This window comes from Streptomyces sp. NPDC126510 (genome assembly GCF_040302345.1).
In the GTDB taxonomy this organism is placed as follows: Bacteria; Actinomycetota; Actinomycetes; order Streptomycetales; family Streptomycetaceae; genus Streptomyces.
Genome location: NZ_JBEORR010000034.1, coordinates 14,593 through 36,494 on the forward strand (window position 1 = coordinate 14,593; position 21,902 = coordinate 36,494).

Annotated in this window: 20 protein-coding genes; 19 read left to right on the forward strand and 1 reads right to left on the reverse strand. The window is 70.2% G+C overall.

Going from position 1 to position 21,902, the window contains the following annotated elements; all coding sequences use genetic code 11:
- Positions 1-6: 6 nt before the first annotated feature.
- From ABTX60_RS34835 to nusB, 13 genes are all read left to right on the forward strand, one after another.
- Positions 7-360: a hypothetical protein gene (locus ABTX60_RS34835; RefSeq protein ID WP_352101028.1), complete on the forward strand. Its 354-nt coding sequence runs from the start codon at positions 7-9 to the stop codon at positions 358-360.
- Complete coding sequence (gene alaS, locus ABTX60_RS34840) at positions 360-3,032, forward strand: alanine--tRNA ligase (protein ID WP_352101029.1); 2,673 nt, start codon at positions 360-362, stop codon at positions 3,030-3,032. The genes ABTX60_RS34835 and alaS overlap by 1 nt, the downstream gene beginning before the upstream one ends.
- Positions 3,033-3,050: 18 nt before the next feature.
- Positions 3,051-3,515 carry a Holliday junction resolvase RuvX gene (gene ruvX, locus ABTX60_RS34845; RefSeq protein ID WP_352101030.1) on the forward strand — a complete coding sequence of 155 codons (465 nt, stop codon included), beginning with the start codon at positions 3,051-3,053 and terminating at the stop codon, positions 3,513-3,515.
- A 121-nt stretch (positions 3,516-3,636) separates the two neighbouring features.
- The gene (gene mltG / locus ABTX60_RS34850) at positions 3,637-5,355 is read left to right on the forward strand and encodes an endolytic transglycosylase MltG (RefSeq protein ID WP_352101031.1); all 1,719 of its coding nucleotides are present in this window, start codon (positions 3,637-3,639) and stop codon (positions 5,353-5,355) included.
- Complete coding sequence (locus ABTX60_RS34855) at positions 5,336-6,175, forward strand: shikimate dehydrogenase (protein ID WP_352101032.1); 840 nt, start codon at positions 5,336-5,338, stop codon at positions 6,173-6,175. Before mltG ends, ABTX60_RS34855 begins: the two co-directional genes overlap by 20 nt.
- A 51-nt stretch (positions 6,176-6,226) precedes the next feature.
- A complete protein-coding gene (locus ABTX60_RS34860) occupies positions 6,227-6,640 on the forward strand; it encodes a hypothetical protein (protein ID WP_352101033.1) in 414 nt (137 codons plus the stop codon).
- 140 nt (positions 6,641-6,780) lie between these two features.
- The gene (gene aroC, locus ABTX60_RS34865; protein WP_352101034.1) at positions 6,781-7,965 is read left to right on the forward strand and encodes a chorismate synthase; all 1,185 of its coding nucleotides are present in this window, start codon (positions 6,781-6,783) and stop codon (positions 7,963-7,965) included.
- Positions 7,962-8,477 carry a shikimate kinase gene (locus ABTX60_RS34870; protein ID WP_352101035.1) on the forward strand — a complete coding sequence of 172 codons (516 nt, stop codon included), beginning with the start codon at positions 7,962-7,964 and terminating at the stop codon, positions 8,475-8,477. Before aroC ends, ABTX60_RS34870 begins: the two co-directional genes overlap by 4 nt.
- The gene (gene aroB, locus ABTX60_RS34875) at positions 8,474-9,565 is read left to right on the forward strand and encodes a 3-dehydroquinate synthase (protein WP_352101036.1); all 1,092 of its coding nucleotides are present in this window, start codon (positions 8,474-8,476) and stop codon (positions 9,563-9,565) included. The genes ABTX60_RS34870 and aroB overlap by 4 nt, the downstream gene beginning before the upstream one ends.
- A 164-nt stretch (positions 9,566-9,729) precedes the next feature.
- The gene (locus tag ABTX60_RS34880; RefSeq protein ID WP_352101037.1) at positions 9,730-10,581 is read left to right on the forward strand and encodes a Pro-rich N-terminal domain-containing protein; all 852 of its coding nucleotides are present in this window, start codon (positions 9,730-9,732) and stop codon (positions 10,579-10,581) included.
- A 181-nt stretch (positions 10,582-10,762) separates the two neighbouring features.
- Positions 10,763-11,878: an aminopeptidase P family protein gene (locus tag ABTX60_RS34885; protein WP_352101038.1), complete on the forward strand. Its 1,116-nt coding sequence runs from the start codon at positions 10,763-10,765 to the stop codon at positions 11,876-11,878.
- 53 nt (positions 11,879-11,931) lie between these two features.
- Complete coding sequence (gene efp / locus ABTX60_RS34890) at positions 11,932-12,498, forward strand: elongation factor P (RefSeq protein ID WP_031138970.1); 567 nt, start codon at positions 11,932-11,934, stop codon at positions 12,496-12,498.
- A gap of 2 nt (positions 12,499-12,500) precedes the next feature.
- Positions 12,501-12,935 carry a transcription antitermination factor NusB gene (nusB, locus tag ABTX60_RS34895; protein ID WP_344454648.1) on the forward strand — a complete coding sequence of 145 codons (435 nt, stop codon included), beginning with the start codon at positions 12,501-12,503 and terminating at the stop codon, positions 12,933-12,935.
- Positions 12,936-13,120: 185 nt separating this feature from the next.
- Here the strand turns inward: nusB and bldD are convergent, their stop codons facing one another.
- The gene (bldD, locus tag ABTX60_RS34900) at positions 13,121-13,624 is read right to left on the reverse strand and encodes a transcriptional regulator BldD (protein ID WP_018570201.1); all 504 of its coding nucleotides are present in this window, start codon (positions 13,622-13,624) and stop codon (positions 13,121-13,123) included.
- A gap of 266 nt (positions 13,625-13,890) precedes the next feature.
- Here bldD and pyrR point away from each other — a divergent pair, with 266 nt between their 5' ends.
- The 6 genes from pyrR (at position 13,891) to carB (ending at position 21,842) form a co-directional block, all read left to right on the forward strand.
- Positions 13,891-14,466 (forward strand): bifunctional pyr operon transcriptional regulator/uracil phosphoribosyltransferase PyrR, encoded by a 576-nt coding sequence (pyrR, locus tag ABTX60_RS34905; protein WP_352101039.1) that lies wholly within the window; start codon positions 13,891-13,893, stop codon positions 14,464-14,466.
- A 100-nt stretch (positions 14,467-14,566) separates the two neighbouring features.
- Positions 14,567-15,544 carry an aspartate carbamoyltransferase catalytic subunit gene (locus ABTX60_RS34910; protein WP_352101040.1) on the forward strand — a complete coding sequence of 326 codons (978 nt, stop codon included), beginning with the start codon at positions 14,567-14,569 and terminating at the stop codon, positions 15,542-15,544.
- 5 nt (positions 15,545-15,549) lie between these two features.
- The gene (locus tag ABTX60_RS34915) at positions 15,550-16,836 is read left to right on the forward strand and encodes a dihydroorotase (RefSeq protein ID WP_352101041.1); all 1,287 of its coding nucleotides are present in this window, start codon (positions 15,550-15,552) and stop codon (positions 16,834-16,836) included.
- Positions 16,833-17,402, forward strand: a complete 570-nt coding sequence (locus ABTX60_RS34920) for a PH-like domain-containing protein (protein WP_352101042.1) — start codon at positions 16,833-16,835, stop codon at positions 17,400-17,402. The genes ABTX60_RS34915 and ABTX60_RS34920 overlap by 4 nt, the downstream gene beginning before the upstream one ends.
- Positions 17,399-18,541, forward strand: coding sequence for a glutamine-hydrolyzing carbamoyl-phosphate synthase small subunit (carA, locus tag ABTX60_RS34925; RefSeq protein WP_352101043.1), 1,143 nt, complete (start codon positions 17,399-17,401; stop codon positions 18,539-18,541). The genes ABTX60_RS34920 and carA overlap by 4 nt, the downstream gene beginning before the upstream one ends.
- Positions 18,534-21,842, forward strand: a complete 3,309-nt coding sequence (gene carB / locus ABTX60_RS34930) for a carbamoyl-phosphate synthase large subunit (RefSeq protein WP_352101044.1) — start codon at positions 18,534-18,536, stop codon at positions 21,840-21,842. The genes carA and carB overlap by 8 nt, the downstream gene beginning before the upstream one ends.
- Positions 21,843-21,902: the final 60 nt, after the last annotated feature.

A 21,902-nucleotide genomic window follows, 5' to 3' on the forward strand; every position in this document is an offset into this window, starting at 1 on the left:
CCAGCGATGTTCCGCCGTACCTTCTGGTTCACCACGGGCGTCGCCGCCGGTGTGTGGGCCACCACCAAGGTCAATCGCAAGCTGAAGCAGCTGACCCCCGAGAGCCTTGCCAGAACCGCCGGGAACAAGGCGATCGAGGCCGGTCACCGCATCAAGGACCGCGCGGTCGGCTTCGCGATCGACGTCCGGGACAACATGGCCGTGCGGGAGGCCGAGTTGGGGGACGCCCTCGGCATCAACGAGAACCCCGAACTCCCCGGCCCCCGGCGCTTCGCCGCCATCGAGAACCGCACCAACCCGAAGTCCGTCGACAGCGACCGGACGACGACGTACTCGTACAACCGGAATGAGGACCACTGATGGAGTCGGCTGAGATCCGCCGCCGCTGGCTGAGCTTCTTCGAGGAGCGCGGTCACACCGTCGTCCCTTCGGCGTCGCTCATCGCGGACGACCCGACTCTGCTCCTCGTCCCGGCCGGCATGGTGCCCTTCAAGCCCTACTTCCTGGGTGAGGTCAAGCCGCCCTTCGCCCGCGCCACCAGCGTGCAGAAGTGCGTGCGCACGCCGGACATCGAAGAGGTCGGCAAGACCACCCGGCACGGCACGTTCTTCCAGATGTGCGGCAACTTCTCCTTCGGCGACTACTTCAAGGAAGGCGCCATCAAGCACGCCTGGGAGCTGCTCACCAGCGCCCAGGACAAGGGCGGTTACGGCCTCGACCCCGAGCGTCTGTGGATCACCGTCTACAAGGACGACGACGAGGCCGAGCGCATCTGGCACGAGGTCGTCGGCGTGCCGAAGGAGCGCATCCAGCGCCTCGGCATGAAGGACAACTACTGGTCCATGGGCGTCCCCGGCCCCTGCGGCCCCTGTTCCGAGATCAACTACGACCGCGGCCCCGAGTTCGGCGTCGAGGGCGGCCCCGCCGTCAACGACGAGCGGTACGTGGAGATCTGGAACCTCGTCTTCATGCAGTACGAGCGGGGCGAGGGCATCGGCAAGGACAACTTCGAGATCCTCGGCGACCTGCCCAGCAAGAACATCGACACCGGCCTCGGTCTCGAGCGTCTCGCCATGATTCTGCAGGGCGTGCAGAACATGTACGAGATCGACACCTCGATGGCCGTCATCGCCAAGGCCACCGAGCTGACCGGCGTCCGTTACGGCGACGCCCACGACTCGGACGTCTCCCTGCGCGTGGTCACCGACCACATGCGCACCTCGGTGATGCTCATCGGCGACGGTGTCACCCCCGGCAACGAGGGCCGCGGCTACGTGCTGCGCCGCATCATGCGCCGCGCCATCCGCAACATGCGCCTGCTCGGCGCCACCGGTCCGGTCGTCAAGGACCTGATCGACACCGTGATCGCCATGATGGGACAGCAGTACCCCGAGCTCATCACCGACCGCGAGCGCATCGAGAAGGTCGCCCTCGCCGAGGAGAACGCCTTCCTCAAGACGCTGAAGGCCGGCACCAACATCCTCGACACGGCCGTCACGGACACCAAGGCCGCCGGCGGCACCGTCCTGCCCGGCGACAAGGCCTTCCTGCTCCACGACACCTGGGGCTTCCCGATCGACCTCACCCTGGAGATGGCCGCCGAGCAGGGCCTGTCCGTGGACGAGGACGGCTTCCGGCGCCTGATGAAGGAGCAGCGGGAGCGCGCCAAGGCCGACGCCCAGGCCAAGAAGACCGGGCACGCCGGCGCCGGCGCCTACCGCGAGATCGCCGACCAGGCCGGTGCCACCGACTTCATCGGCTACACCGACACCGAGAGCGAGTCCACGATCGTCGGCATCCTCGTCGACGGCGCCTCCTCCCCGGCCGCCACCGAGGGCGACGAGGTCGAGATCGTCCTCGACCGCACCCCGTTCTACGCCGAGGGCGGCGGTCAGATCGGCGACACCGGCAAGATCAAGGTCGACACCGGTGCCGTCATCGAGATCCGCGACTGCCAGAAGCCGGTCCCGGGTGTCTACGTCCACAAGGGCGTCGTCCAGGTCGGCGAGGTCACCGTCGGCGCCAAGGCCCACGCCTCGATCGACGACCGCCGCCGCAAGGCCATCGCCCGCGCCCACTCGGCCACCCACCTGACGCACCAGGCCCTGCGCGACGCCCTCGGCCCGACGGCCGCCCAGGCCGGTTCCGAGAACCAGCCGGGCCGCTTCCGGTTCGACTTCGGCTCCCCGTCCGCCGTCCCGACGGCCGTGATGACCGACGTCGAGCAGAAGATCAACGAGGTGCTCGCCCGCGACCTCGACGTCCGTGCCGACGTCATGGGCATCGACGAGGCCAAGAAGCAGGGCGCCATCGCCGAGTTCGGTGAGAAGTACGGCGAGCGCGTCCGCGTGGTGACCATCGGCGACTTCTCCAAGGAGCTGTGCGGCGGTACCCACGTGCACAACACCGCCCAGCTGGGTCTGGTGAAGCTGCTCGGCGAATCCTCCATCGGCTCGGGTGTACGCCGGATCGAGGCCCTGGTCGGCGTGGACGCCTACAACTTCCTCGCCCGTGAGCACACGGTCGTCGCCCAGCTCCAGGAGCTGATCAAGGGCCGCCCGGAGGAGCTCCCGGAGAAGGTCTCCGCCATGCTCGGCAAGCTGAAGGACGCCGAGAAGGAGATCGAGAAGTTCCGCGCCGAGAAGGTCCTCCAGGCCGCCGCCGGTCTTGCCGAGTCCGCCAAGGACATCCGTGGCGTTGCTGTCGTGACCGGTCAGGTGCCGGACGGCACGACCGCCGACGACCTCCGCAAGCTCGTCCTTGACGTGCGCGGACGCATCCAGGGCGGACGGGCCGCCGTGGTCGCCCTGTTCACTGTGGTGAACGGTAAGCCGCTGACGGTCATCGCCACCAACGAGGCCGCCCGCGAGCGCGGCCTGAAGGCCGGCGACCTGGTCCGTACGGCCGCCAAGACCCTCGGCGGCGGCGGTGGCGGCAAGCCGGACGTCGCCCAGGGCGGCGGCCAGAACCCGGCCGCCATCGGTGACGCCGTGGACGCCGTCGAGCGCCTGGTCATCGAGACGGCCAAGTAAGAGACGGGTCGGAACAGCATGCGCAGAGGACGTCGACTCGCGATCGACGTCGGGGACGCCCGCATCGGGGTCGCCTCGTGCGACCCCGACGGGATCCTCGCCACCCCGGTGGAGACGGTTCCGGGGCGTGACATCCCCGCGGCTCAGCGGCGGTTGAAGCAACTTGTCGAGGAGTACGAGCCGATCGAGGTCGTCGTCGGTCTCCCGCGGTCCCTCAAGGGCGGCGAGGGACCGGCCGCGGTCAAGGTCCGGGGCTTCGTCCAGGAGCTGGCGCGCATGATCGCCCCGGTTCCGGTGAGGCTCGTCGACGAACGCATGACGACGGTGACGGCCAGTCAGGGACTGCGCGCCTCCGGCGTGAAATCCAAGAAGGGCCGGTCCGTCATCGACCAGGCGGCAGCCGTGGTCATCCTGCAACAAGCCCTCGAATCCGAACGGATGTCAGGTAAAGCACCCGGCGAAGGCGTCGAAGTGGTCATCTGATCGCGATACGGTAACGTTCCGCGCGATGCGACGGCATTCGAACAGTCGCCGCACAGCAAGAGGCGGAACGGGAGCCGGGCCGGAAGCCGCGCGACCGCCGCCTCGCGGCTCTAGGGGATCGATGACTGAGTATGGCCGGGGCCAAGGCTCCGAACCGTGGCATCCGGAGGACCCGTTGTACGGGGACGGCGGATGGGGCGGGCAGCAGGCCCCTCAGGGTCAGCAGTCCCCCTACGGCGGCCAGCCACAGCACTATCCAGAGCAGCCGCAGCAGTCGCAGTACGGCGACTGGGGCACCGGTGACCAGGCCGGATACGGTCAGGCGCAGCAGCAGTACCCGTACGACCAGCATTACGCGTCACAGGCCCACGGGCACCAGCAGTACCCCGGGCAGCAGGACCACGGACATCACCAGGCTCAGGGCTACCACCAGCAGCAGTACGACACCGGCGGCTGGGCCAACGACCCCCACCAGCAGGCCTCGTACCCGGGTGATCCGCAGGATCCGTACGGGCAGCAGGCCGGTGCGTACGGCGGGGGCCAACAGGACTACTACGACACGCCTGAGGCGTATCCGCCCCCGGAGCCGTCCGGCCGGCGTGGGGCCGAACCCGCCCCGGAGCCGGAGTGGGACCCCGGCCCCGACCAGGGTGAACACGCCTTCTTCGCGGGCGGCGACGACGATGACGACGGCGAGGAGCCGGAGGGGCGACGCGGTCGCGACGACAAGCGCGGACGCGGCGGCGGCAAACCGAAGAAGAAGAGCCGCAACGGCATGGCCTGCCTGCTGGTCGCCGTGATCCTCGGCGGCGGCCTGGCAGGCGCCGGCTACTTCGGCTACCAGTTCTACCAGGATCGTTTCGGCAGCGCCCCGGACTTCGCGGGTGGGGGCAACGGGCAGCAGGTGACGGTCGAGATCCCCGAGGGTGCGCTCGGGTACAAGATCGGCCAGGTGCTGAAGGACGCGGGCGTCGTCAAGAGCGTCGACGCATTCGTCGCCGCTCAGCAGAGCAACCCCGAGGGCAAGAGCATCCAGGACGGCGTGTACACGCTGCAGAAGCAAATGTCGGCCGAGAGCGCGGTCGAACTGATGCTCAGCCCCAAGAGCCGCGACAACCTGATCATCGCGGAAGGCAAGCGCAACGCCGATGTCTACCGGCTCATCGACAAGCGCCTCAAGGTCAAGGAAGGCACCACCGCCGCGGTCGCCGAGAAGGACTACAAGAAGCTCGGCCTCCCCGCCTGGGCGCTGAATCATCCGAACGTCAAGGATCCGCTTGAAGGATTCCTCTATCCGTCCAGCTACGGCGTCAGCAAGGGGCAGAAGCCCGAGGCCGTGCTCAAGCAGATGGTGGCTCGTGCCACCGCGACGTACGAGAAAGCCGGCGTCGAGAAGAAGGCCGAGAGTCTCGGTCTCGAGAACCCGTGGCAGCTGGTCACCGTCGCGAGCCTCGTCCAGGCCGAGGGCAAGACGCACGACGACTTCCGGAAGATGGCCGAGGTGGTCTACAACCGCCTCAAGCCGACCAACACGGAGACCAACCAACTGCTCCAGTTCGACTCGACCTTCAACTATCTGAAGAACGAGAGCAACATTCACATCAGCGAGTCCGAGATCAACAGCAACAAGGACCCGTACAACACGTACACCAACAAGGGCCTGCCGCCGGGCCCGATCGACAACCCCGGTGACGTCGCGTTGCGGGCGGCCCTGAATCCGACGAAGGACGGCTGGATCTACTTCGTGGCGACCGACGGTGTGCACAAGACCGAGTTCGCCAAGACGTACGCGCAGTTCGAGAAGCTCAAGGAAAAGTTCGATGCCAGCACGGGCAACTGACGCCCGCCGTGCCGGAGTGCTCGGCAGTCCCATCGCCCACTCCCTCTCTCCGGTACTGCACCGCGCGGCGTATGCGGAACTGGGACTGGGGCACTGGTCGTACGACCGTTTCGAGATCGACGAGGCGAAACTGCCCGGCTTCATCGAGAAGCTCGGACCCGAGTGGGCCGGGCTGTCGCTGACCATGCCGTTGAAGCGGGCCGTCATCCCCCTGCTGGACGAGATCAGCGAGACCGCCGCGTCGGTGGAGGCGGTCAACACCGTCGTGTTCACCGAGGACGGCCGCCGCGTCGGCGACAACACCGACATCCCCGGCATCGTCGCAGCGCTGCGCGAACACGGCATCGAGCAGGTCGACTCCGCCGCCGTCCTCGGCGCCGGCGCCACCGCCTCCTCCGCGCTGGCCGCGCTGTCCCGGATCTGCCCGGGCGAGATCGCCGTGTACGTGCGCAGCGAGGCCCGGGCCGCCGAGATGCGGCAGTGGTCGGAGCGCCTCGACGTCGCCGTACGCATCGCGGACTGGTCGGACGCCGAGCAGGCCCTGCGCGCCCCTCTGGTGATCAGCACAACGCCGGCCGGTGCCACCGACGCCCTCGCCCGGTCCGTGCCGGAACGCCCGGCAGCCCTCTTCGACGTCCTGTACGAGCCCTGGCCGACCGACCTCGCCGCCCGCTGGTCGGCGTACGGCGGCGCCGTCATCAGCGGCCTCGACCTCCTGGTGCACCAGGCCGTGCTCCAGGTCGAGCAGATGACGGGGCGGGCACCGGCACCCCTGGACGCCATGCGAAAAGCGGGCGAGCGGGCTCTCGCCCACCGATAGGATCCGCTCTCGGTTCCGCAGGGGGCGGAACAGGGGAGGGGAACACCCGTCATGTCCACAGGCCTGCCTCAGGCGTCCGTCAAGTCCCAGATATTCGAGTCCGTGCTGGGATTCCTGCCCGACTGGGTGCAGATCACGGTGCTGGCCCTGATCGTGCTCGCCGTCGTGGCGTCGTGGGTCGTCAAGATCAAGCGCAAGATCGCCTACCGGCGTGCCGTCCGCAACGGGCAGCCGGTCCACGCGGCGGCCCAGTACGGACAGGGGCGCGGCGCGGACTACCTGGGGCAGTACGCGCCGCAGCAGACACAGCCGGCACAGCAGCAGGGCAGCGGGGCCGACCACCTGGGGGCGTACGCCCCGCAGCAGGAGCTGACCGCGCGGCAGCCGAGCGGCGCCGACTTCCTCGGGGCGTACGCGCCGCAGCAGCGTCAGGGCGAAGGTCCGTCCGCGAACGCGTCCGCTTGATGGACCGACCGCCGGGCAGAGGGCTCCGGCGTGGGAGGATCGGAGATGGCGGACCGGGCCGCGCACCCGGTCACGCCTCGCCGTACGCGACGAGGCGCGTACGCAGGGCAGTACCAGAGCGCGAGCACTGAGGAGCACCGTTGAGCAGGTTGCGCTGGCTGACCGCGGGGGAGTCCCACGGTCCCGCACTCGTGGCGACGCTGGAGGGCCTTCCCGCCGGCGTGCCGATCACCACGGACATGGTGGCGGACCATCTCGCGAGGCGGCGCCTGGGCTATGGGCGCGGTGCCCGGATGAAGTTCGAGCGCGACGAGGTCACCTTCCTCGGCGGCGTCCGGCACGGCCTCACCCTCGGCTCCCCGGTCGCGATCATGGTGGGCAACACCGAGTGGCCCAAGTGGGAACAGGTCATGGCCGCCGACCCGGTCGACCCGGAGATCCTCGACGGGCTCGCCCGCAACGCCCCGCTGACCCGGCCGCGCCCCGGCCACGCCGACCTCGCGGGCATGCAGAAGTACGGCTTCGACGAGGCCCGGCCGATCCTGGAGCGGGCCTCCGCCCGCGAGACCGCCGCCCGGGTCGCCCTCGGCGCGGTGGCCCGGTCCTACCTCAAGGAGACGACCGGCGTCGAGATCGTCAGCCACGTCGTCGAGCTGGCCTCGGCGAAGGCGCCGCACGGCGTGTACCCGACCCCGGCCGACGTCGAGAGGCTGGACGCGGACCCCGTGCGCTGTCTGGACGCGGACGCCTCGAAGGCGATGGTCGCCGAGATCGACCAGGCCCACAAGGACGGCGACACCCTCGGCGGTGTGGTCGAGATCCTCGCGTACGGCGTGCCCGTCGGTCTCGGTTCGCATGTGCACTGGGACCGCAAGCTGGACGCCCGGCTCGCCGGTGCGCTCATGGGCATCCAGGCGATCAAGGGCGTCGAGATCGGCGACGGTTTCGAGCTGGCCCGCGTGCCCGGCTCCAAGGCGCACGACGAGATCGTCAGGACCGACGACGGCATCCGGCGCACCACCGGCCGCTCCGGCGGCACCGAGGGCGGTCTGACCACCGGTGAGCTGCTGCGCGTCCGCGCCGCGATGAAGCCGATCGCGACCGTGCCGCGCGCCCTGCAGACCGTGGACGTCACCACCGGCGAGGCCACGCAGGCCCACCACCAGCGCTCCGACGTGTCCGCGGTCCCGGCCGCCGGCATCGTCGCCGAGGCCATGGTGGCCCTGGTGCTCGCGGACGCCGTCGCGGAGAAGTTCGGCGGCGACTCGGTGGCCGAGACCCGCCGCAACGTGACGTCGTACCTCGACAACCTCACCATCCGATGAGCGGCCCGCTGGTCGTCCTGGTCGGCCCGATGGGCGTGGGCAAGTCCACCGTCGGGCAGCTGCTCGCCGAGCGGCTCGGGCTCTCCTACCGTGACACCGACGACGACATCGTGGCCGCACAGGGCAGGACCGTCGCCGAGATCTTCGTCGACGAGGGCGAACTTGCCTTCCGCGCGATCGAGAAGGCCGCCGTGCACCGCGCGCTCGCCGAGCACGACGGCGTGCTGGCCCTGGGCGGCGGCGCGATCCTCGACGCCGACACACGCGCACTGCTCGCCGGGCAGCGGGTGGCGTACCTGTCGATGGACGTCGAGGAGGCGGTCAAGCGCACCGGCCTCAACACGGCCCGCCCCCTGCTCGCGGTCAACCCGCGCAAGCAGTGGCGCGAGCTGATGGAGGCCCGCCGCCACCTGTACGAAGAGGTCGCCACGGCCGTGGTCGCCACCGACGGCCGTACGCCCGAAGAGGTCACCGAAGCCGCCCTGGACGCACTGGAGTTGAAGGAAGCATGAGCGAGGCAGTCACCCGGATCCAGGTCGGAGGCACGGCGGGCACCGACCCGTACGAGGTCCTGGTGGGCCGGCAGCTGCTGGGTGAACTCGGCGGACTGATCGGCGAGAAGGCCCAGCGGGTCGCGATCCTCCACCCCGAGGCGCTGGCCGAGACCGGTGACGCGCTGCGCGCCGACCTGGCCGAGCAGGGCTACGAGGCCATCGCCATCCAGGTGCCCAACGCGGAGGAGGCCAAGACCGCCGAGGTCGCCGCCTACTGCTGGAAGGCGCTCGGCCAGTCCGGATTCACGCGCACGGACGTCGTGGTCGGCGTCGGCGGCGGCGCGACCACGGACCTCGCCGGGTTCGTGGCCGCCACCTGGCTGCGCGGAGTGCGCTGGATCGCGATTCCCACCACCGTCCTCGCCATGGTGGACGCGGCCGTCGGCGGCAAGACCGGCATCAACACCGCCGAGGGCAAGAACCTCGTCGGCGCCTTCCACCCGCCCGCCGGTGTGCTCTGCGACCTGTCCGCGCTGGACTCCCTGCCGGTCAACGACTACGTCTCCGGCCTCGCCGAGGTCATCAAGGCCGGCTTCATCGCCGACCCGGTGATCCTGGACCTCATCGAGTCCGACACCGAGGCCGCCCGCACCCCGGCCGGCCCGCACACCGCCGAGCTCATCGAGCGCTCCATCCGGGTCAAGGCCGACGTCGTGTCGTCGGACCTGAAGGAGTCGGGCCTGCGCGAGATCCTCAACTACGGGCACACGCTCGGCCACGCCATCGAGAAGAACGAGCGCTACAAGTGGCGCCACGGCGCCGCCGTCTCGGTCGGCATGCACTTCGCCGCCGAACTGGGGCGCCTGGCGGGCCGGCTGGACGACGCGACGGCCGACCGCCACCGCACGATCCTCGAAGCGGTCGGACTGCCCCTGCACTACCGGCACGACCAGTGGCCCAAGCTGCTGGAGGCCATGAAGGTCGACAAGAAGTCCCGCGGCAACCTGTTGCGCTTCATCGTCCTCGACGGTCTGGCCAAGCCCACCGTCCTGGAGGGACCCGACCCGGCCGTGCTGCTCGCCGCGTACGGCGAAGTCGGGCAGTAAGTCCTCCGGCGCGCCTTCCGCCCGAATTCACCTTGCGGAGCCGGGCACTTCGGGCCGCCCCCGGCCGTTCACACATCGACGACCGGGGGCGGTACCGTTCGGTAGCAGGCGGGATCCCGCCCCCTGTCAGCGCCCATCGCCTGTACGAGACGGAGTGGCACCGGATGCAGCACGCAGTGGGTTCTCCGCTGCCGCCGCCCCATCAGCCGGGGCACGGACCGGCCACGGGCTGGTCGCCGGCCGCACATCACCCGGTCCCGCCGAGCGCGGGCGCCCACCAGGGCTCGGTGCCCGTACCCCCGCCGCCCCCGGCGCCGGGATATCCGGCACCGCCGCCCGGACCCGCCTCCGCTTCCGCCCCGTCGGCGCCGGAGACCACCGGCCATGTGCCGCTGCCGCCCGGCGGCCCCGTCGCCATGCCCATGGCCCCGCCCGCCGCGACGGTTCCCGACCCCGCCGGTACGACACTCGCGGTGCTGCTCATCGGCCCCGCGGGCGCGGGCAAGACCAGCGTCGCCAAGTACTGGGCGGACCATCGCCGGGTCCCCACGGCCCACATCAGCCTCGACGACGTACGCGAATGGGTCCGCTCCGGCTTCGCCGACCCCCAGTCCGGGTGGAACGACAACTCCGAGGCGCAGTACCGCCTGGCCCGCCGCACCTGCGGCTTCGCCGCGCGGAACTTCCTGGCCAACGGCATCTCGTGCATCCTCGACGACGCGGTCTTCCCCGACCGCCCGGTCGTCGGCCTCGGCGGCTGGAAGCGCCACGTCGGACCGGGCCTGCTGCCGGTCGTCCTCCTGCCCGGGCTGGACATCGTCCTCGAACGCAACGCGGAGCGCTCGGGCAACCGACGGCTGTCGGACGAAGAGGTCGCCCGCATCCACGGCCGCATGGCCGGCTGGTACGGATCCGGCCTGCCGATCATCGACAACTCCCAGCTGGACGTACCGGAGACGGCGCGCGTCCTGGACGACGTCCTGGCCCGCTCCATCGCCAGCCCACCCTCATGGTGAGCAGCGCCCCGTAGGGGCGCGGGGAACTGCGCGACAAGCCCCCACACAGCCGCGGACGGCACGCGACCCCGCGCGGCACGCCAGCTCCCGAACAGCACCCCACCCGCTCGGACACACCAGACACCGCCCACTCAGACGCCCTCAACCGGCGCAAAACCGGCGGAGCTCATACGCTCGGGTCATGTCAGAGGTGTACGCGGCCCGCCGGACGCGTCTGAGGGAATACTGCAACGCGGGCGGCAGCGCGGCGGCGCTGGTCTCCCGCCCCGCCAACGTGCGCTATCTCGCGGGCGCCGCCCCGCACGGCGCCGTTCTGCTGCTGGGCAGGACCGAGGAGCAGGACCTCCTGGTCTGTGCCGGGCCGACGGCCGACCGCCCCGCGCAGGAGCGCCCCGACGAGGCCCTGCGCGTCCACACCCTTCCCGGAGTCGGCGGCGGTGACCCGGCCGTCGCGGCGGCCCGCCTCGCCGTGGGCCAGGAGGCGGACTCCCTCGCCGTGGAGGAGCACCACCTCACCGTGGCCCGGCACCGCGCCCTCGGCTCGGTCGCCCCCGGGCTGCGCCTGGCGGGCCTCGGCAGCGCGGTCGAGCAGCTCAGGGTCGTCAAGGACGAGGAGGAGATCTCCTGCCTGCGCATCGGCGCCGAGATCGCCGACCAGGCCCTCGGTGAGCTGCTGGAGTCGATCCTCGTCGGCCGCACGGAGCGCCACCTCGCCCTGGAACTCGAGCGACGGCTCGTGGACCACGGGGCGGACGGGCCGGCCTTCCCTACCTCCGTCGCCACCGGCCCGAACTCCGGCCGGCCAGGACACCGGCCCACCGACCGCCGCGTCGAGGAGGGCGACTTCCTCTCCGTGTGCCTCGGCGCGACGTACCGCGGCTACCGCTGCGAGATCGGCCGCACGTTCGTCATCGGCACCGCTCCCGCGGACTGGCAGATCGAGCTGTACGACCTGGTCTTCGCCGCACAGCGGGCCGGGCGTGAGAGCCTGGTACCCGGCGCCGCCTGCCGGGATGTCGACCGCGCCGCCCGCCAGGTCCTGGACTCCGCGGGGTACACGGAGGGCCTCACGGTCCTGACCGGACACGGTGTAGGGCTCGAAATCGACGAGGACCCTCAATTGAGTCCCGCGGCCATGGGTAAACTGGACGCTTGCGTGCCAGTCACCGTCGAACCGGGGGTCCACCTCCCGGGCCGGGGCGGTGTCCGGATCGATGACACGCTCGTCGTCCGCCCCGAGGCGGACGGCGGACCCGAGCTACTCACCATCACGACCAAGGAGCTGCTCGCCCTGTAGCCAGGCAGGTGCGTGCCCCGGGGTCGTACGTCAGTCCAGGAGATTCCGCAACCGTGGCTTCCACGAACGACCTCAAGAACGGCATGGTGCTCAAGCTCGAAGGCGGCCAGCTCTGGTCCGTCGTCGAGTTCCAGCACGTCAAGCCCGGCAAGGGCCCGGCCTTCGTGCGCACCAAGCTCAAGAACGTGCTCTCCGGCAAGGTCGTCGACAAGACCTTCAACGCCGGCGTCAAGGTCGAAACGGCCACCGTCGACAAGCGCGACATGCAGTTCTCCTACATGGACGGCGAGTACTTCGTCTTCATGGACATGGAGACCTACGACCAGCTGCACGTCGACCGCAAGGCCGTCGGTGACGCCGCGAACTTCCTGATCGAGGGCTTCACCGCCACCGTCGCGCAGCACGAGGGCGAGGTGCTCTTCGTCGAGCTGCCGGCCGCCGTCGAGCTCGTCATCCAGGAGACCGAGCCGGGCGTCCAGGGCGACCGCTCCACCGGCGGCACCAAGCCCGCCATCCTGGAGACCGGTCACCAGATCAACGTGCCCCTCTTCATCACCACCGGTGAGAAGATCAAGGTCGACACCCGCACCAGCGACTACCTCGGCCGGGTGAACAGCTAACCGTGGCTGCCCGCAACACGGCCCGTAAGCGCGCCTTCCAGATCCTCTTCGAGGGGGACCAGCGCGGCGCCGAGGTGCTGACCGTCCTCGCGGACTGGGTCCGGCTGTCCCGGGCGGACACCCGGCAGCCGCCGGTCAGCGAGTACACGATGGAGCTGGTCGAGGGCTACGCGAAGCACGCGAAGCGCATCGACGAGCTGATCGCGCAGTACTCCGTCGGCTGGACCCTCGACCGGATGCCCGTCGTCGACCGCAACATCCTGCGGCTCGGCGCCTATGAGCTGATCTGGGTCGACGCGACGCCGGACGCCGTCGTCCTCGACGAGATGGTGCAGCTGGCGAAGGAGTTCTCCACGGACGAGTCGCCCTCGTTCGTGAACGGCCTGCTCGGCCGTCTGAAGGAACTCAAGCCCTCGCTCCGCCGCGACGAGGTCTGAGACGGACCACATGCCGGAGGGCCCGCAGCGTCACCGCTGCGGGCCCTCCGGCGTTCCCGTACGTCCTCGTGCGGCGCGGGGATGGCAGAGCCGCACAACGCCGCCGGGGCGGCCGAGAACCATGCGGTTTCGGCCACCCCGGCGGCACGTTTCTGCTGGACCCGAATGCCGGACCCGCGGAGCGGTCAGGCCTCCTCGTGGGACGCCACCGCGCGGCGCGCGTCCGCGTCCAGGACACCCCAGCTGATCAGCTGCTCCGTCAGGACCGACGGCGACTGGTCGTAGATGACGGCCAGTGTGCGCAGGTCGTCCTGGCGGATCGACAGCACCTTGCCGTTGTAGTCACCGCGCTGCGACTGGATCGTCGCCGCGTAGCGCTGAAGGGGACCTGCCTTCTCGGCGGGCACCGTGGCCAGCCGCTCCAGGTCCAGGACGAGCTTCGGCGGCGGCTCGGCGGCCCCGCCCGGGGTCGTGCCCGGAAGCAGTTCCTGCACGGGAACGCCGTAGAAATCCGCCAGCTCGGCAAGGCGCTGCACGGTCACGGCACGGTCGCCGCGCTCGTACGAACCGACCACGACCGCCTTCCAGCGTCCCTGGGACTTCTCCTCGACACCGTGGAGGGAAAGGCCCTGCTGGGTGCGGATCGCCCGGAGCTTGGCCCCGAGCTGTTTGGCGTATTCGCTGGACATATAGCTCCCCGGCACTGTGTCGACGCGTCTGGCGTGGGTGCCAGGCCGCGCGGCTGGTAACTCACTGTGAGGTTACGCAGCGTTACTCTGCCGCGTCAAGCCGAATGGTCCGCACCGACTCTTCCGTGGTATCGGCGTTCCGTTGCGCCGAGTGGGTGATCCGAGGGGGCCGTACGGGCGATCTCCGGGACCTGCTACCGTGTATGGCGCAATCTCGACGTCCTTTAAGGTCCGTCCCGTGAGGCGGAGAAGGAGGTCCGTTTCGTATGGACACGCACGACACGCGCGACGCGCAGTCCGATGCCCGGCCCGTTCTCGAAGGGCCCGACATCGCGCGGGTGCTGACCCGCATCGCCCACGAGATCGTCGAACGCGCCAAGGGCGCCGACGACGTGGTGCTCCTCGGCATTCCGACCCGGGGCGTCTTCCTCGCCCGGCGGCTCGCGGACAAGCTCGAGCAGATCACCGAGCGCAAGGTCCCGTGCGGCTCGCTCGACATCACCATGTACCGCGACGACCTGCGCATGCACCCGCCGCGTGCGCTGGCCCGCACCGAGATCCCCGGTGACGGCCTCGACGGCAAGCTCGTCGTCCTCGTCGACGACGTGCTCTTCTCCGGCCGCACCATCCGCGCCGCCCTCGACGCCCTGAACGACCTCGGGCGCCCGCGCGCGGTGCAGCTCGCCGTCCTCGTCGACCGCGGGCACCGCGAACTGCCCATCCGCGCCGACTACGTCGGCAAGAACCTCCCCACGTCGTTGCGGGAGACGGTCAAGGTCCAGCTCGCCGAGGAGGACGGTCGCGACACCGTGCTGCTCGGTGCCAAGCCGACCCCGCAGTAGCGCTCCGGGCGTACGCCACCCTCGTACGCCCGCTCGTCGCGCCCTCGCGCGCCCGTCTGCCCCGATTCTCCCGAATGAACTGCCTTACGGAGCCTGACAGATGCAGCGTCATCTCATCTCGGCCGCCGACCTCACCCGCGACGACGCCGTCCTGATCCTCGACACCGCCGAGGAGATGGCCCGGGTCGCCGACCGGCCGATCAAGAAGCTGCCGACCCTGCGCGGCCGCACGATCGTCAACCTCTTCTTCGAGGACTCCACCCGGACCCGGATCTCCTTCGAAGCCGCCGAGAAGCGGCTGTCCGCGGACGTCATCAACTTCACCGCCAAGGGCTCCAGCGTCTCCAAGGGCGAGTCCCTGAAGGACACCGCCCAGACCCTGGAAGCGATGGGCGTCGACGCCGTCGTCATCCGGCACGGCGCCTCCGGAGCTCCGTACCGCCTCGCCAACTCCGGCTGGATCGACGCGGCCGTGGTCAACGCCGGCGACGGCACCCACCAGCACCCCACCCAGGCCCTGCTGGACGCCTTCACCATGCGCCGCCGCCTGATCGGCCCGGACACGGGACTCGGCCGTGACCTCGAAGGCAAGCGCATCACGCTCGTCGGCGACGTCCTGCACAGCCGGGTCGCCCGCTCCAACGTCGACCTGCTGCACACCCTCGGCGCCGAGGTCACGCTCGTCGCCCCGCCCACCCTGGTGCCGGTCGGCATCGAGACCTGGCCCTGCGAGGTCTCCTACGACCTCGACAGCACGCTGCCCAAGTCCGACGCGGTGATGATGCTGCGCGTCCAGCGCGAGCGCATGAACGCCGCGTTCTTCCCCACCGAGCGCGAGTACTCCCGCCGCTACGGGCTCGACGGCGACCGCATGGCCCGGATGCCCGGGCACGCCATCGTGATGCACCCCGGCCCGATGGTCCGCGGCATGGAGATCACCGCCGAGGTCGCCGACTCCGACCGCTGCACCGTCGTCGAGCAGGTCGCAAACGGAGTGTCCATCCGGATGGCCGTTCTGTACCTGCTGCTCGGTGGGAACGAACCCGCCGTCACCCACCCCCGCACCGAGGAGAAGTAAGACAGATGAGCAAGACCCTGATCCGTGGTGCGAAGGTGCTCGGCGGCGAGCCGCAGGACGTCCTGATCGACGGCGGCACCATCGTCGAGGTGGGTGCCGGGCTGTCCGCCGAGGGCGCGGAGGTCGTCGAGGCCGACGGCAAGGTACTGCTGCCGGGCCTGGTCGACCTGCACACCCATCTGCGCGAGCCCGGCCGCGAGGACTCCGAGACCGTCCTCACCGGCACCCGCGCCGCCGCCTCCGGCGGCTTCACCACCGTCTTCGCCATGGCCAACACCTTCCCGGTCGCCGACACCGCGGGTGTCGTCGAACAGGTCTGGCGGCTCGGCAAGGAGCACGGCTACTGCGACGTCCAGCCCATCGGCGCGGTCACCGTCGGCCTGGAGGGCAAGAAGCTCGCCGAGCTGGGCGCCATGCACGAGTCCGCCGCCGGCGTCACCGTCTTCTCCGACGACGGCAAGTGCGTCCACGACGCCGTGATCATGCGCCGGGCCCTGGAGTACGTGAAGGCCTTCGGCGGTGTCGTCGCGCAGCACGCGCAGGAGCCGCGGCTGACCGAGGGCGCCGAGATGAACGAGGGCGTCGTCTCCGCCGAGCTGGGCCTCGGGGGCTGGCCCGCGGTGGCCGAAGAATCGATCATCGCCCGGGATGTCCTGCTCGCCGATCACGTCGGCTCCCGCGTCCACATCTGCCACCTGTCGACCGCCGGGTCCGTCGAGATCGTCCGCTGGGCCAAGTCCCGCGGCATCGCCGTCACCGCCGAGGTCACCCCGCACCACCTCCTCCTCACCGACGAGCTGGTGCGCACCTACAACCCCGTCTACAAGGTCAACCCGCCGCTGCGCACCGAGCGCGACGTCATGGCCCTGCGCGAGGCGCTCGCCGACGGCACGATCGACATCGTCGCCACCGACCACGCCCCGCACCCGCACGAGGACAAGGACTGCGAGTGGGCCGCGGCAGCCATGGGCATGGTCGGTTTGGAGACCGCGCTGTCGGTGGTGCAGGAGACCATGGTCGACACGGGCCTGCTGGACTGGGCCGGCGTCGCCGACCGGATGTCCGTCAAGCCCGCGCAGATCGGACAGGCCCCGGGCCACGGCCGTCCCGTCTCGGCAGGTGAGCCCGCCAACCTCACCCTGGTCGACACGGCATACCGTGGGCTCGTGGAACCCGCGGGCTTCGCCTCGCGCAGCCGCAACACCCCCTACGAGGGGCGTGAGCTGCCGGGCCGTGTGACGCACACGTGGCTGCGGGGCAAGGCCACGCTCGTCGACGGGAAGCTCACGTGACACCTGTACTCCTGCTGGCCGCCGAGAAGGAATCGGCGCAAGTGACCGACTGGGCCGCCCGCATCGGCTGGGTCGTCGGCCTCGCGCTGTTCGTCGCGCTCGTCTACTGGCTGATGCGCGAGGGCTGGAAATGGCGCGGCACCCTCCAGGGCGACCTGCCCGAGCTGCCCGTCACACCGGCCGACCCGGGCCCCGCGAAGCTCTCCCTGAGCGGCCGCTACCACGGCTCCACCACCGCCGGGCAGTGGCTCGACCGCATCGTCGCCCGGGGTCTGGGCACCCGCAGCCGGGTCGAGCTGACCCTGACGGACGCCGGCCTCGACGTCGTACGCCCCGGTGCGCAGGACTTCTTCGTCCCGGCCGCGGCGCTGCGCGAGGCCCGGCTCGACAAGGGCATCGCCGGCAAGGTCCTCACCGAGGGCGGCCTGCTGATCGTCACCTGGGAGCACGGCGACCGGCTGATCGACTCCGGCTTCCGCTCCGACCACGCGGCCGAGCACAACGAGTGGGTCCAGACCCTCAACTCCATGATCGAAACGAACACCAGGGAAGGCGCCGAACGATGACCACCTCCACCAGGGGAGCCGCCAAAACTCCCGCCGTACTCGTCCTGGAGGACGGCCGGGTCTTCCGCGGCCGCGCCTACGGGGCCGTGGGGGAGACCTTCGGCGAAGCGGTGTTCTCCACCGGCATGACCGGCTACCAGGAGACCCTCACCGACCCCTCCTACCACCGCCAGGTGGTCGTCATGACCGCCCCGCACGTCGGCAACACGGGCGTCAACGACGAGGACATGGAGTCCAGGAAGATCTGGGTCTCCGGCTACGTCGTGCGCGACCCCGCGCGCGTGCCGTCCAACTGGCGCTCCCGGCGCACGCTGGACGAGGAGCTGGACGCCCAGGGCGTCGTCGGCATCAGCGGTATCGACACCCGCGCCCTCACCCGTCACCTGCGCGAGCGCGGCGCCATGCGCGTCGGCATCTTCAGCGGCGACGCCGTCCGGGACGACGCCGCACTGCTGGCCCGCGTCCAGGAAGCCCCGCAGATGAAGGGCGCGAACCTCTCCGCCGAGGTCGCCACCACCGAGCCGTACGTCGTCCCGGCCATCGGCGAGAAGAAGTTCACCGTCGCCGCCGTCGACCTCGGCATCAAGGGCATGACCCCGCACCGCATGGCCGAGCGCGGCATCGAGGTGCACGTGCTCCCGGCGACCGCGACCGTCGAGGACGTCTACGCGGTGAACCCGGACGGCGTGTTCTTCTCCAACGGCCCGGGCGACCCGGCCACCGCCGACCACCCCGTCTCCGTGATGCGGGGCGTCCTGGAGCGCGGCACCCCGCTGTTCGGCATCTGCTTCGGCAACCAGATCCTGGGCCGCGCGCTCGGCTTCGGCACCTTCAAGCTGAAGTACGGCCACCGCGGCATCAACCAGCCGGTGCAGGACCGTACGACCGGCAAGGTCGAGGTCACCGCGCACAACCACGGCTTCGCCGTCGACGCCCCGCTCGACCAGGTCTCCGAGACCCCGTTCGGCCGCGCCGAGGTGTCCCACGTCTGTCTGAACGACAACGTGGTGGAGGGACTCCAGCTCCTCGACCGCCCCGCGTTCAGCGTCCAGTACCACCCCGAAGCGGCAGCCGGCCCGCACGACGCCGCCTACCTGTTCGACCGCTTCGTATCCCTGATGGAGGGCCAGCGTGCCTAAGCGCACCGATATCCAGTCCGTCCTGGTCATCGGCTCCGGCCCGATCGTCATCGGCCAGGCCGCCGAGTTCGACTACTCCGGCACCCAGGCGTGCCGCGTCCTGAAGGCCGAGGGCCTCAGGGTCGTCCTGGTGAACTCCAACCCGGCGACGATCATGACCGACCCGGAGATCGCCGACGCCACCTACGTGGAGCCGATCACCCCCGAGTTCGTCGAGAAGATCATCGCCAAGGAGCGCCCCGACGCGCTGCTGCCCACCCTGGGCGGTCAGACGGCACTCAACACGGCGATCTCCATGCACGAGCAGGGTGTGCTGGAGAAGTACGGCGTCGAGCTGATCGGCGCCAACGTCGAGGCCATCAACAAGGGCGAGGACCGCGACCTGTTCAAGGACGTGGTCGAGGAGGTCCGCAAGAAGATCGGCCACGGCGAGTCCGCCCGGTCCGTGATCTGCCACTCCATGGACGATGTCCTCGCCGGCGTCGACACGCTCGGCGGCTACCCCGTCGTCGTCCGCCCCTCCTTCACCATGGGCGGCGCCGGTTCCGGCTTCGCCCACGACGAGGAGGAGCTGCGCCGCATCGCCGGCCAGGGCCTCACGCTCTCCCCGACCACCGAGGTGCTCCTGGAGGAGTCCATCCTCGGCTGGAAGGAGTACGAGCTGGAGCTGATGCGCGACAAGAACGACAACGTAGTGGTCGTCTGCTCCATCGAGAACTTCGACCCCATGGGCGTGCACACCGGCGACTCGATCACCGTGGCGCCCGCGATGACGCTCACCGACCGCGAGTACCAGATCCTGCGCGACGTCGGCATCGCGATCATCCGCGAGGTCGGCGTCGACACCGGTGGCTGCAACATCCAGTTCGCGGTGAACCCGGCCGACGGCCGCGTCATCGTCATCGAGATGAACCCGCGCGTGTCCCGCTCCTCGGCGCTCGCTTCCAAGGCGACCGGCTTCCCGATCGCCAAGATCGCCGCCAAACTCGCCGTCGGCTACACCCTCGACGAGATCCCGAACGACATTACGCAGGAGACCCCGGCCTCCTTCGAGCCGACGCTCGACTACGTGGTCGTCAAGGCCCCGCGCTTCGCCTTCGAGAAGTTCCCGAGCGCCGACAGCACGCTGACGACCACCATGAAGTCGGTCGGCGAGGCCATGGCCATCGGCCGCAACTTCACCGAGGCCTTCCAGAAGGCGCTGCGCTCGCTGGAGAAGAAGGGCAGCCAGTTCACCTTCGTCGGCGAGCCCGGCGACAAGACGCAGCTGCTGGAGCAGGCCGTCCGCCCCACCGACGGCCGCATCAACACCGTCATGCAGGCCATCCGCGCCGGAGCCACGCCCGAGGAGATCTTCGACTACACGAAGATCGACCCCTGGTTCGTCGACCAGCTCTTCCTGATCAAGGAGATCGCCGACGAGCTGGCCGAGGCGCCCGAGCTGACCACCGACCTGCTGGCCGAGGCCAAGCGGCACGGCTTCTCCGACGCGCAGATCGGCGAGATCCGCGGCCTGCGCGAGGACGTCGTCCGCGAGGTCCGGCACGCCCTCGGCATCCGCCCGGTCTACAAGACGGTCGACACCTGCGCCGCCGAGTTCGCCGCGAAGACGCCGTACTTCTACTCCTCCTACGACGAGGAGACGGAGGTCGCCGCCCGCGAGAAGCCGGCCGTCATCATTCTGGGCTCCGGCCCGAACCGCATCGGCCAGGGCATCGAGTTCGACTACTCCTGCGTCCACGCCTCCTTCGCGCTGAGCGACGCCGGGTACGAGACCGTGATGGTCAACTGCAACCCGGAGACCGTCTCCACGGACTACGACACCTCCGACCGCCTGTACTTCGAGCCGCTGACGCTCGAGGACGTACTGGAGATCGTGCACGCCGAGCAGCAGGCCGGACCGGTCGCGGGCGTCGTCGTGCAGCTCGGCGGCCAGACCCCGCTGGGCCTGTCGCAGGCGCTCAAGGACAACGGCGTGCCGATCGTCGGCACCTCCCCGGAGGCCATCCACGCCGCCGAGGACCGGGGCGCCTTCGGCCGGGTCCTGGCGGAGGCCGGCCTCCCGGCCCCGAAGCACGGCACCGCCACCACCTTCGCCGAGGCCAAGACCATCGCCGACGAGATCGGCTACCCGGTCCTCGTCCGCCCCTCCTACGTCCTCGGCGGCCGCGGCATGGAGATCGTCTACGACGAGACGCGCCTGGAGGCGTACATCGCCGAGTCGACCGAGATCAGCCCGTCCCGGCCGGTCCTCGTCGACCGGTTCCTCGACGACGCGATCGAGATCGACGTCGACGCCCTCTACGACGGCGAGGAGCTCTACCTCGGCGGCGTCATGGAGCACATCGAGGAGGCCGGCATCCACTCCGGCGACTCGGCGTGCGCCCTGCCCCCGATCACGCTCGGCGGCTTCGACATCAAGCGCCTGCGCGCCTCCACGGAGGGCATCGCGAAGGGCGTCGGCGTCCGCGGCCTGATCAACATCCAGTTCGCGCTCGCGGGCGACATCCTCTACGTCCTGGAGGCCAACCCGCGCGCCTCCCGGACCGTCCCCTTCACCTCGAAGGCGACGGCGGTACCGCTGGCCAAGGCCGCCGCCCGGATCTCGCTGGGCGCCACGATCGCCGAGCTGCGCGCCGAGGGCCTGCTCCCGGCCACCGGCGACGGCGGCGAGCTGCCGTTCGACGCGCCGATCTCCGTCAAGGAGGCCGTCATGCCGTGGTCGCGCTTCCGCGACATCCACGGCCGCGGCGTCGACACGGTCCTCGGCCCGGAGATGCGTTCCACCGGCGAGGTCATGGGCATCGACTCGGTCTTCGGCACGGCGTACGCCAAGTCGCAGGCGGGCGCCTACGGACCGCTGCCCACCAAGGGCCGCGCGTTCATCTCGGTCGCCAACCGCGACAAGCGCTCGATGATCTTCCCGGCCCGTGAGCTGGTCGCGCACGGCTTCGAGCTGATGGCCACCTCCGGCACGGCGGAGGTCCTCAAGCGCAACGGCATCAACGCCACCATCGTGCGCAAGCAGTCCGAGGGCACCGGCCCGAACGGCGAGAAGACCATCGTCCAGCTCATCCACGACGGCGAGGTCGACCTCATCGTCAACACCCCGTACGGCACGGGCGGCCGCCTCGACGGCTACGACATCCGTACGGCGGCCGTGGCACGCTCCGTGCCCTGCCTGACGACGGTCCAGGCCCTCGCGGCGGCGGTCCAGGGCATCGACGCCCTCAACCGCGGCGACGTGAGCGTCCGATCGCTCCAGGAACACGCGGAACACCTGACCGCGGCCCGCGACTAGCAGCCCCGAGGGGGACACCGGAAACGGTGTCCCCCTCTTCGTGAGGACACCGAGTCCTCG